Raw genomic sequence first — 11,061 nt, forward strand, 5'->3', positions numbered from 1 at the left:
ATGATGCCAGGTTGACTGTAAGGCATGCCATGAACACCCAGACCATTCTGGTAGTGGAGGACGACGAGGCGATTCGCGATATGATCGTCTTCAATCTGGAGCGCGCCGGTTTTCAGACGATCGAGGCGGGCGACTGCCAGACTGCCCGGGTACGGATCGCCGATGACTTGCCCGACTTGTTGCTGCTCGACTGGATGCTGCCCGACACCAGCGGCGTTGAACTGGCCCGCAGCCTGCGCCGCGACGAGATGACCCGGGATTTGCCCATCATCATGCTGACCGCCAGGACGATGGAAGACGACAAGGTTCGCGGGCTCGACAGCGGCGCTGACGATTACGTCACCAAGCCCTTCGGGGCACGTGAGCTGATCGCACGCATTAATGCACTGCTGCGGCGGTTGGCGCCTGGAGGTGTGGATGAAGAAGTGGTCGTCGACGGGCTCGTGCTCAACACCGCCAGCCACCGCATCACGGGCAACGGCAAGCCGATCGATCTCGGGCCGACGGAATTTCGCATGCTGCGCTTCTTCATGACCCATCAGGACCGCGTCTATTCGCGCACGCAGCTGCTCGACTACGTATGGGGCGGTGGCGTCTACATCGAGGAACGTACGGTCGATGTTCACGTGCTGCGCCTGCGCAAGGCCCTGGCGCCGCTGGGTTTCGATCGCTACATCCAGACCGTCCGTGGTTCGGGTTATCGATTTTCGGCGGTGGAAACGGCCTGATGTCGAGAGCCTGGGTCAGCGAGCTGCTCTATCTGGCTGCGCTGCTGGCCGGCGCCCTTCTTCTGGCACTTTTCTTCGGGAATCTTCCCTGGTTTCTCCTGCTGGCCCTGGTCGTTCTTGTCGGGCGCTGGTTTCATCAGCTCTATCGCCTCGACCAGTGGCTGCGCAGCCGAAGACGCAGTCCGCCGTCATCGTGGGGTGTGTGGGGGCAGTTGTTCGATGACTATTATCGGTTGCGGCGTCGACATCACATGAGCAAGCGAAGGCTGGCGGCCGTCATTCGCGAATTCCGGGAAGCCACCGCCGCCATGCCCGACGGCACGCTGGTGCTCGACCGCGAGTTCCGCATTCTCTGGTACAACCAGGCAGCTTGTACGCTGGCGGGTCTCACTAACCGTAGTGATTTCGGCCAGCCGGTTACCAATCTGATTAGAAGCCCGGCGCTGGTGGCATACATTGAGTCGGGTGACTACGAAAACGCCATTGAGATTGCCTCTCCGGTCGATTCGAGCCGGCGGCTGCTGATGCGGTTGGTGCCTTATACCAATGAGCAGTACCTGCTGTTGATTCGTGACGTCACCCGGCTGCATCGCCTGCAGGCCATGCGCCGGGACTTCGTCGCCAATGCCTCGCACGAGCTGCGCTCTCCCCTGACCGTGCTTGGTGGCTATCTCGATTCGATGGTCGAGGACCGAGAGCTTGATCCGTCCTGGCGCACACCGGTGCGACAGATGCGTGCCCAGACCCAGAGAATGAACAGCCTGGTCAATGACCTGCTCGAGCTCTCCAGGCTCGAGACCGAGGAAAGCGAGGCACCGATGGACAGCCCGGTGGATATGCCCGCGCTTATCCGGCGCCTGGGTCGTGATGCCTGGCTTGCCGATGGGGAAGCGCACCCGCTAGAGATCCAGGTGGAGACGGAGCGATGTCTCAACGGGGTGGAAAACGAGCTCTACAGCGCGCTCTCGAACCTGGTCATCAACGCCTTCCGCTACAGCGAGACGGGACAACCAGTTTCGGTGCGCTGGCAGGAAGAAGAAGACGGCAGCCTGGTGTTCGAAGTGCAGGATCACGGCATGGGTATCGACCGCCGGCACTTGCCTTTCATCACCCAGCGTTTCTATCGTGTTGACAGTTCCCATAGCCGGGCCCGGGGCGGCACCGGGCTCGGTCTGGCCATCGTCAAGCACGTTCTCAAGCGCCACGGTGCCCGGCTGGACGTCGAGTCCGAGCCGGGCGTGGGCAGCGTCTTCCGCTGCATCTTTCCGGCAACCCGGGCCTGCGCGGCACCGAGCCGCCGTAACGGCGCCGCGTAATCAAACTGTCATCTTTCATTCATACAATCTCCAGGCAGAATCGCCAAGGAGTCCGATCGACATGATCAAGCAGCTGTTCAAGTTATCCGCCTTTGCCGCCATCCTGGCCAGTGGCGCGGCCTTTTCCCAGGCCGAAGTCGACCCCGAACTGCCGGAATACGAGCCGGTGTCGGGCATTTCCGGCAACCTCTCGTCCATCGGTTCGGATACGCTCAACAACCTGATGACGTTGTGGGCCGAGGCCTTCCAGGACTACTATCCCAATGTCAATATCCAGATTCAGGGCGCCGGCTCGTCGACTGCACCCCCGGCGCTGACCGAGGGCACGGCCAATTTCGGGCCGATGAGTCGCCCCATGCGCTCGTCCGAGATCCAGGCCTTCGAGGAAAAGCACGGCTACCCGCCGACCCAGGTTGGCACCGCCATCGACGTGTTGGCCGTCTACGTCAACAAGGACAATCCGGTGGAGTGCCTGACCATGGAGCAGGTCGACGCGATCTTCTCCGTGGGTCGTCGCTGCGGCGCAGCCGACGACATCACTCGCTGGGGTCAGCTCGGGCTTGAAGGTGACTGGGCTGATCGCGACATCGCTCTCTACAGCCGTAACGCGGTATCAGGGACCTACGGCTACTTCAAGGACAACGCGCTCTGCGGCGGCGACTACAAGCCCTCGATCAACGAACAGCCCGGTTCGGCCTCGGTCGTGCAGGGCGTGACCGAATCGCTCAACGGGATTGGCTACTCGGGCATCGGTTACGAGACCTCCGGCGTCAAGACGGTCGAACTGACCCATGTCGGCGATGATGTCTGTTACGCACCGACGCCCGACAATGGCGTCAGCGGCGACTATCCGCTGGCCCGCCTGCTGCTGGTCTACGTCAACAAGAATCCCAATCGCGAGCTGTCGCCACTGGAGCGCGAGTTCTTCCGCATGGTCCTGTCACGCCAGGGTCAACAGGTTGTCTTGCGCGACGGCTATATTCCCCTGCCGGAGTCGGCCGCTTCGCGCATTCGCGACGAGCTGGGGCTTTAGGCACCGTCCGGATCGCATGTTGAGTCCGAGCGGCCCCGATACTTTCGGGGCCGTTCGATATCGGCCCGCCGGCGACAACGATCAGTACACGACCGAATTTCTGGATGAGCAACAACGCTACACAAGCAGGCCAGCGGCAGTCCTACCTGCCGAGCGCCGACGCGATGGCGCGTCGCCGGCGCAGCCGCTACCTGGCTGACGGTGCAGCGCGCTGGATGGTACGCGCCGGCGGCGGCGGTGTCGTCGTGGCACTGGCGCTGATCTTCGTGTACCTGTTCAGCGAGGTCTTGCCGCTGTTCAAGGGTGCGTCGGTGGAACGACAGGAAAGCTACGTCACCGCCGATTCCGGGACGACGGCGCCGGCCTACCTGGCGTTGGAACGTTACGGTGAAATCGGCATGCGCTACAGCCGTGACGGCGAACTGGTGTATTTCAGGCTCGGTGACGGCGAGGTAATCCGCCGCATTGACCTGGCCGTGCCGGAAGGGGTGCGCGTGACCAGCGTCGGAAACGGCGAGCCGCGGGCCCGCCGCGTGGCGCTCGGCCTCAGCGACGGCACGGCCATCATCGTCGAGCACAATCATGAGCTCGAATTTCCCGAAATGGGCGTTCGCGAGGTGGTTCCGGACCCGAGCTTTCCAGTCGGCTCCGAACCCGTCGTGGTCGACGATTCGGGCGAGGCCCTGACCGCGATCGCCGTCCAGAAGTCGCGGGACGACACCGGGGTGGCGGCGCAGACAGCCGACGGCCGCATGCTGTTTGTGCGCTACCGGGTCCGTACCGGCTTCCTGACCGGTGACCGGGAGATCGAGCGCGAATCATACGATCTGCCGGCCTTCGGCACCCCGGTCACCCATCTGCAGCTGAGTGCGAATCTCTGGAACCTGATCGCCGCGGATGCCGGCGGCAGCCTGATTTACTGGGATATTTCCAGGCCCGCCGAGGCCGTCATGCGCGATCGTCGGGAGGTCGCCGGTGAACCGGGCGAGTCGATCACCAGCCTGCAGTTTCTCAACGGCACATTCTCGGCCATCGTCGGCACCGCCTCCGGCAACATTTCGCAGTGGTTCCTTGTCCGAGACGAGACCGAGGATGCCGGAGACAACATTTTCTACCTGGCACGGGCGCGCGATTTCGAACAGCATCCGGGTGCCATCACGGCCATTCAGCCCGAGTACACGCGCAAGGGCTTCGTCGCCGTCGACGATGCCGGTTACCTCGGCATTCATTACGGCACTTCAGCACGAACGCTGTTTCTCGACCAGGTTTCCGAAGAGCCGTTGGTCGGCGTTGCTGTTTCTCCCGTCAATGAACGGATTCTGGTAGAGGGTCGCGAGGGCACAATCACCGAGTTCGACTTGTGGAACGAGCATCCGGAGACCTCGTTTCGCGCGCTCTGGAGCAAGGTCTGGTATGAAGGTCGCTCCGATCCCGATTATGTCTGGCAGGCCTCGTCGGGGAGCGACAGCTTCGAGCCCAAATATTCCATGGTGCCGCTGACCGTCGGCACGCTCAAGGCCGCCTTCTTTGCCATGTTGTTCGCCATGCCGCTGGCGATTGCCGGGGCGATCTACACCGCCTATTTCATGTCACCCAGCTTGCGCGGTTACGTCAAACCCACCATCGAGGTGATGGAAGCGCTGCCGACCGTCATTCTCGGCTTTCTCGCCGGACTTTGGCTCGCGCCCTTCCTGGAAAATCATATTCCCGTGGTGTTTACCGTCTTGGTTGGTCTGCCGCTGGCCTTCCTGGTCGTCGCCTGGGCCTGGGCGCAGCTTCCAAGAGGGGTTCGCAGTCGCATTCCGGGCGGCTGGGAAGCGCTGATCCTGATGCCGGTCATCTGTCTGCTGGTATGGGGTTTGATCGAACTCTCGCCGCTGATCGAGATCTGGTTCTTTGACGGCTCGATGCGGCAGTGGTTTACCGACATTGGTATCACCTACGATCAGCGCAATGCGCTGGTGGTTGGCATCGCCATGGGTTTTGCCGTAATTCCCACCATTTTCTCGATTGCCGAGGATGCGGTCTTCACCGTACCCAAGCATCTGACACAGGGCTCGCTTGCGTTGGGCGCCACACCCTGGCAGACAGTCACACGGATCATCCTGCTCACAGCCAGTCCCGGTATTTTTTCGGCAGTGATGATCGGCTTTGGCCGCGCCGTGGGCGAGACCATGATCGTGCTCATGGCGACGGGCAACAGCCCGGTGGTCAACTTCAACATTTTCGAAGGCATGCGCACCCTGTCGGCCAACATCGCTGTTGAGTTGCCGGAAACGGCCGTCAATTCCACGCATTTCCGCATCCTGTTCCTGGCTGGCCTGGTGCTATTTGCCATGACCTTCATCGTCAATACCATCGCCGAAGTCGTGCGTCAGCGCTTGCGCACGAAGTACAGCAGTCTGTGAGGTTCGAGTGTACCCCGCCGCTAATTCTGTAGCATTCAGAGCGTGCCTGAGCCGACAGTGCAAGGCGCGCCCCGCAGTGAATGGCAAGCCCTTTACAAGGGGGGCAACGCCGCAATGTCGTCTCAGGCACGCTCCCGAAGGGCGAGCCGGAAAGCGTTCACCTGCGGTGTTATGCCTCTTGACAAGGACGCTGCCATTGCCTGCGAGCCATGCCTTGCAGCTAAACGCTTTCCGACTCGCTGAAAGTTACAGCATTAACGGCGGGGTACACCACCCATGAAGTTCAGGGAATGGTTCAAATCCGGCGATCCGTGGATCTGGTTGATCGGCGGGGCGCTGAGTATCTCGGTAATCATGGTTGTCGGGCTGCTGCTGTTGATCGCCGTCCGCGGCTTTGCCCATTTCTGGCCGGCCGAATTGGTCGAAACGACCGTGAGCGCCGTCGATGGCAGTGAAACCGTGATTCTCGGCGAACAGGTTGAAAGCGAAACCCTGCCGGCCCATCGTGTTCGCGAGTCCGGCCAGCTTATCGATGAGGAAACCCTGGTCGTCACGCGTCATCTGTTCAAGGTGGGTAACCGGGATCTGACCGGCCGGGATTTCGTCTGGCATCTCGAACCCGCGCTTGGGGAATGGCACTACCCCGAAGACGCGATGATGGTCGAGCGGCGCGAATGGGGCAATTTTTACGGTTATCCCCTGCGCCTGGAAGAAAACGGACAGATTGTCGCTGAAGGTGAAAACCTATGGGATGAACTGCAGGCTCGCATCGAGCGTGCCAACGAACTGCATGCACGCATTCAGCAGATCGAACGTTACGAGATCGGCCGGATCAACAGCCAGCTCGAGGAGATCCGCCTCGAAGAGCGCGGGCTGGATCATCGCGGCGTCACCGGCGCCGAGCGGGAAGCCGCCATGGCCGACCTGGACGCGCGTCGCTCCGTGCTGGAGGAGCAATACGAAGAACTGCGGGCGCAGCGCAACGATCTGCAGGAGCAGAACGAGCGCGATGTGCTCCACGCGCGCACGGCCAATGGGCAGAAAGTGGCCATCAAGGTTGGCGACATCGTTATGGCGTCGAAGAACAATGCCCTGAGCCTGGCGGGGAAGGCCGGTTTCTATTGGCACAGGATCACGGATTTCCTAACCGGCTATCCGCGCGAGGCCAATACCGAAGGCGGTATATTCCCGGCCATTTTCGGGACGGTGGTCATGGTGCTGATCATGTCGGTGCTGGTGACGCCGTTCGGTGTTCTGGCTGCCATCTACCTGCGCGAGTATGCCCGACAGGGTCCGATCCTGCGCATGATCCGGGTGTCGGTCTACAACCTGGCCGGTGTGCCCTCGATCGTCTTCGGGGTGTTCGGGCTGGGGTTCTTCGTCTACATGCTTGGCGGCAGCATCGATGAGTTGTTCTTCCCAGAGCGGCTGCCGGCGCCGACCTTCGGTACGCCGGGACTGTTCTGGGCTTCGCTGACGCTTGCCTTGCTGACCCTCCCCGTGGTTATCGTTTCCACCGAGGAAGGCCTGGCGCGTATTCCACGCACGGTGCGTGAGGGTTCACTGGCGCTGGGTGCGACCAAGTGGGAAACGCTGTGGAAGGTGGTGGTGCCGTTGTCGGCGCCGGCGATGATGACCGGCCTGATCCTGGCCGTGGCGCGTGCCGCGGGTGAGGTGGCGCCGCTGATGCTCGTCGGCGTGGTCAAGCTTGCCCCCAGCCTGCCGGTCGACGGTGAGTTTCCCTATGTGCACCTCGAGCGCAAGATCATGCACCTGGGCTTCCATATCTACGATGTCGGCTTCCAGAGCCCCAACGTCGAGGCGGCCCGGCCACTGGTCTATGCCACGGCATTGACCTTGGTGGCGCTGATCCTGATCCTGAACCTGAGCGCAATCGCCATCCGCAACCGGCTGCGTGAAAAGTATCGCTCAGAGAGTGATTGAGAATGATTTTATGGAACCACGGAAAACACGGAGGTGAATTCCGTGGTTCCCGATCGCAGGAATCTAATCGAGAGTTGAACAGTCAATGATGGAAGAGAAGCAACAGGAAACGCAGATTCCATCCGGCGTATCCGTCAATCAGGATCGCCAGACGCTCAATATCGAGCGTGAGGATATCTGTATCGAGACCCGTGGCCTCAACTTGTACTACGGCGAGGATCAGGCGCTGAAGAACGTCGATCTGCGCATCCCGCGCAATCGGGTGACGGCCTTCATCGGGCCGAGCGGTTGCGGCAAGTCGACGTTGTTGCGCTGCTTCAACCGCATGAACGACCTGATCGATATCTGCAGTATCGAGGGCGAGATCCTGATCGACGGGCAGGACATTCATCACCGCAACGTCGACGTGGCCGAACACCGGCGACGGGTGGGTATGGTGTTTCAGAAGCCCAATCCGTTTCCGAAGTCGATCTTCGAGAACGTTGCCTACGGGCTGAGGCTGCAGGGCGTTAACGACAGACGCAAGCTCTCGGAAGTGGTCGAGAATGCGCTGCGTTCGGCAGCGCTCTGGGACGAGGTCAAGGATCGCCTGGACGACAACGCCTTCGGGCTTTCGGGCGGCCAGCAGCAACGGCTGGTCATCGCCCGCGCAATCGCCATCGAACCGGAAGTGATCCTGCTCGACGAGCCTTGTTCCGCGCTGGATCCGATTTCCACGGCCAAGGTCGAGGAACTTATCATCCAACTCAAGGATCGTTATACCATTGTCATCGTGACGCACAACATGCAGCAGGCCGCGCGTGTTTCCGACTTCACCGCCTACATGTATATGGGCGAAATGGTCGAGTTCGACGACACGGCCCGGTTGTTCACCAATCCGCGCCGCAAGGCGACGGAAGACTACATCACCGGGCGGTATGGGTGAGTGTAAAGTGTGAAGTGACTGTTTCGATTTGGGTGTTTGGTTTTAGGTTTTCTAGGTGTTAGGTGTTAGGCACAAGCTCAATGCGCTGATTGTTTTACTTCACACTTAACACTTAACACTTAAGTCTCGTTCGGACTTGGAGTAGATTTGATGGACAAGCTGCATCTCGATAGACATATTTCCCGCCAGTTCAACGAGGAACTCGAGTCCTTGCGTCAGCAGGTGATGACCATGGGCGGGCTCGCCGAGGAGATGATCGGTGATGCCGTACGGGCACTGGTCGAGGGTGATTCCGAACTGGCGCAGCAGGTAGTCGAGGCCGACGATCGTATCAACGAGATGGAAAAATCCATCGATGAGCGTTGCATCATGGTTCTGGCCAGGCGCCAGCCGACAGCCAGCGACCTGCGATTGGTTGTTGCAATGATCAAGGCCATCAACGATCTCGAACGTATCGGCGACGAGGCCGAGAAAATCGCCCGCATGGCGATCCGGCTGGCCGAGGCTGATCGGCCGCGCAACAATTATCGCGAGCTCGAGGTCATGGGGACGACCGTGCGTCGTATGCTTCACGATGCCCTGGACGGCTTCGCGAGGTTAGCTGCGGAAGTCGCGGTGAACCTGGTGCGCGAAGACAAAAACGTGGATGCTGACTACGAGGCCATCCTGCGCCAGTACCACACCTACCTGGTCGAAGAGCCGCGCAACACCCGCCGGATCATCGACGCCATCTGGGTAGCCCGTTCGATGGAGCGCATCGGCGATCATGCCAAGAACATCGGTGAGTACATCGTCTACCTCGTCGAGGGCAAGGATCTCCGCCACGCATCCCTGGCCGAGATGGAGCGGGAAATCGGCGACGACGTCGATTCGAAGTGAGGAATCGCCCCATTCTCAGGTTCTGAGAAGCTGGCGTGCTGAACTGTCATCACGTTCAAGTGATGGAGTTCAGACATGCAGGCTACGATCGCAAACCGCCAGGCCCGTCCCCGTATTCACTTCCGGACAACCCTCCGCCAGTGCACCCGGCAGTTGGTGGCCATTTCCGGTGAGTTGCTGGCCCTGGCGAGCCTCACGGTCGCCATGGCCGCCGGCATAATGATACTGGCAGGCCTGGTGGGGGGAAGTATTGCAGCTTAGCCCGGCAAGGAAGGCGCGGTGCGCGTGCCACACCGCGCGATCCAGTGCTCTCAGGCCGCTTGTTCGGATTGACGGACAGGACCGTTGACCAGGGCGTCGCGCGTGGCTTCGACGATCAGGTCCACCTCTTCGGAGGTGATGCCGAACGGCGGCGTGTAGCGCAACGAGTTGGCACCGCCGTGGATCACGTTGATGCCGTGCATGCGCAGGTATTCCTCGGTGGAGCCTTCGCCGTAGGCCTTGTAGACGCTGCTGTCGAGTTCGATGGAAAACAGCAGGCCGGTGCCCTGCACACGGGTGATGCGCCCATCCAGTTCCTCGGCCAGCTGGCCGAACTTTTCCAGGAACTCGTGCCCACGCTCGACGATGTTCTCGCGCAGTTCGGGTGTGACCTGGCGCAGTACGGCGGTGCCGACATCCAGCGCGCGCGGGTTCGCCGTCATGGTGTTGCCGTAGACGCCCTTGCGGTAAAGGCCGGCGGCCTTGTCGTTCATGGCCAGCACCGACAGCGGGTACTGGCCGGCGTTGAGCGCCTTGGAGTAGGTTTCGAGGTCGGGCGCTTCCAGCCCTTCGAAGCCGGGATAGTCGACCACCGACAGCACGCCCTGGCTGCGCAGGCCGGCCTGGATGGAATCCATCAACAGCAGGGTGCCGTGTTCCTTCGTTAGGCGCCGGGCCTCGGCGTAGAACTCGGGGGTGACGGCCATGCCCGGATTGCCCTCGCCCATGACCGGTTCCAGGAACATCGCCTCGATGAAGATCCTGTTCTTGTCGGCCCAGTCGAAGACCTGCTGCAGGTGCTCGATGTTGTTGGGCTCGACCGTGATCAGCGTGTCTTCCTCGCGATAGGAAGCCAGGTGCTGGCTATAGGTCTTGCGCGTCGAGTCCGAGAAGCGCGCGGGCCGGTCGGTGCGGCCATGGAAACTGCCCGAGAGCGACAGGCGGTGCAGCTTGTAATCCGCCTTGAGGCCAGCCGGGTCGGTCATCTGCTTGGCGTTGATATCGGCGATGCGGCTGGCGACGGTAACCGCTTCGGAACCGGAGTTCATGCACAGGAAGCGGTGGAAGGGACAGCCCTCGTCGCGGCGCATGCCGATCTCTTCGGTCAGCGCATCGAAGAAGCGCTGGTGCGAAAAGCTCGGCGTCATGATGTTGGCCATCACGTGCGGCTGGTTCATGGCGTCGAGGACCGCCCCGGGGGCATGACCCAGCCCCAGCATGCCGTAGCCGCCGGAGTCGTGCAGCACTGCGCCCTTGGTGGTGATGATCCAGGGTCCACGCGCGGCCAGCGCCACGAAAGGGTTGACGCAGTCGTCCGGGTAGAAGTTGACGTAACCGGACTGCAGAGCCGCTTTCTGGTCGACCTCATCGATGCCGATCAGGTCCGGATAGGCTTCGCGCCAGCATTCCAGCAGGCCCAGTGCATCGTCCACGGCCTGCCCGAGCCGGGGATCGCTCTCGGCAAAGCGTTCGAGGACGTCGTCGGCCAGGCCGTTGGTCAGCGGCTTGCCGCCGATCTTGCGCAGGGTGTCGAGTTTGCTGATGATGCTCACGCGCGTCTCCTTGT

At 61.4% G+C, this 11,061-nt stretch carries 9 protein-coding genes; 8 read left to right on the forward strand and 1 reads right to left on the reverse strand.

The annotated features are described in order from the left end of the window. The first annotated feature begins 29 nt into the window (after positions 1–29). The 8 genes from phoB to DZK26_RS13385 all read left to right on the forward strand — a co-directional run bounded on the left by phoB (position 30) and on the right by DZK26_RS13385 (position 9,494). Positions 30–728 (forward strand): phosphate regulon transcriptional regulator PhoB, encoded by a 699-nt coding sequence (gene phoB, locus DZK26_RS13350; RefSeq protein WP_116899199.1) that lies wholly within the window; start codon positions 30–32, stop codon positions 726–728. Further along, entirely contained in the window at positions 728–2,044 is a 1,317-nt protein-coding gene (gene phoR, locus DZK26_RS13355) for a phosphate regulon sensor histidine kinase PhoR (RefSeq protein ID WP_116899198.1), read from the forward strand. The genes phoB and phoR overlap by 1 nt, the downstream gene beginning before the upstream one ends. Positions 2,045–2,105: 61 nt before the next feature. Further along, positions 2,106–3,077, forward strand: a complete 972-nt coding sequence (locus DZK26_RS13360) for a PstS family phosphate ABC transporter substrate-binding protein (protein ID WP_116899197.1) — start codon at positions 2,106–2,108, stop codon at positions 3,075–3,077. Between the two features lie 104 nt (positions 3,078–3,181). Beyond that, entirely contained in the window at positions 3,182–5,485 is a 2,304-nt protein-coding gene (locus DZK26_RS13365) for an ABC transporter permease subunit (RefSeq protein WP_116899196.1), read from the forward strand. A gap of 276 nt (positions 5,486–5,761) precedes the next feature. Beyond that, positions 5,762–7,429 carry a phosphate ABC transporter permease PstA gene (pstA, locus tag DZK26_RS13370; RefSeq protein ID WP_116899195.1) on the forward strand — a complete coding sequence of 556 codons (1,668 nt, stop codon included), beginning with the start codon at positions 5,762–5,764 and terminating at the stop codon, positions 7,427–7,429. An 88-nt stretch (positions 7,430–7,517) separates the two neighbouring features. Then, on the forward strand, positions 7,518–8,354 hold the full coding sequence (gene pstB, locus DZK26_RS13375) for a phosphate ABC transporter ATP-binding protein PstB (RefSeq protein ID WP_116899361.1): 837 nt from the start codon (positions 7,518–7,520) through the stop codon (positions 8,352–8,354). A 147-nt stretch (positions 8,355–8,501) separates the two neighbouring features. Next, positions 8,502–9,233, forward strand: a complete 732-nt coding sequence (gene phoU / locus DZK26_RS13380; RefSeq protein ID WP_404976210.1) for a phosphate signaling complex protein PhoU — start codon at positions 8,502–8,504, stop codon at positions 9,231–9,233. 75 nt (positions 9,234–9,308) lie between these two features. Continuing rightward, positions 9,309–9,494: a hypothetical protein gene (locus DZK26_RS13385; protein WP_116899193.1), complete on the forward strand. Its 186-nt coding sequence runs from the start codon at positions 9,309–9,311 to the stop codon at positions 9,492–9,494. Positions 9,495–9,544: 50 nt separating this feature from the next. On the opposite strand, the gene DZK26_RS13390 is transcribed toward DZK26_RS13385, so the two are convergent. After that, complete coding sequence (locus DZK26_RS13390) at positions 9,545–11,047, reverse strand: aminotransferase class III-fold pyridoxal phosphate-dependent enzyme (protein WP_116899192.1); 1,503 nt, start codon at positions 11,045–11,047, stop codon at positions 9,545–9,547. Positions 11,048–11,061 lie beyond the last annotated feature (14 nt).

Source organism: Wenzhouxiangella sp. 15190 (assembly GCF_003417465.1).
Classification (GTDB): domain Bacteria; phylum Pseudomonadota; class Gammaproteobacteria; order Xanthomonadales; family Wenzhouxiangellaceae; genus Wenzhouxiangella.

What these genes read in the sequence shown, in the direction of transcription:
- phoB (WP_116899199.1), top strand. Translation starts at nt 30, where the DNA reads ATGAACACCCAGACCATTCTGGTAGTGGAGGACGACGAGGCGATTCGC.
- phoR (WP_116899198.1), top strand. Translation starts at nt 728, where the DNA reads ATGTCGAGAGCCTGGGTCAGCGAGCTGCTCTATCTGGCTGCGCTGCTG.
- DZK26_RS13360 (WP_116899197.1), top strand. Translation starts at nt 2,106, where the DNA reads ATGATCAAGCAGCTGTTCAAGTTATCCGCCTTTGCCGCCATCCTGGCC.
- DZK26_RS13365 (WP_116899196.1), top strand. Translation starts at nt 3,182, where the DNA reads ATGAGCAACAACGCTACACAAGCAGGCCAGCGGCAGTCCTACCTGCCG.
- pstA (WP_116899195.1), top strand. Translation starts at nt 5,762, where the DNA reads ATGAAGTTCAGGGAATGGTTCAAATCCGGCGATCCGTGGATCTGGTTG.
- pstB (WP_116899361.1), top strand. Translation starts at nt 7,518, where the DNA reads ATGGAAGAGAAGCAACAGGAAACGCAGATTCCATCCGGCGTATCCGTC.
- DZK26_RS13385 (WP_116899193.1), top strand. Translation starts at nt 9,309, where the DNA reads ATGCAGGCTACGATCGCAAACCGCCAGGCCCGTCCCCGTATTCACTTC.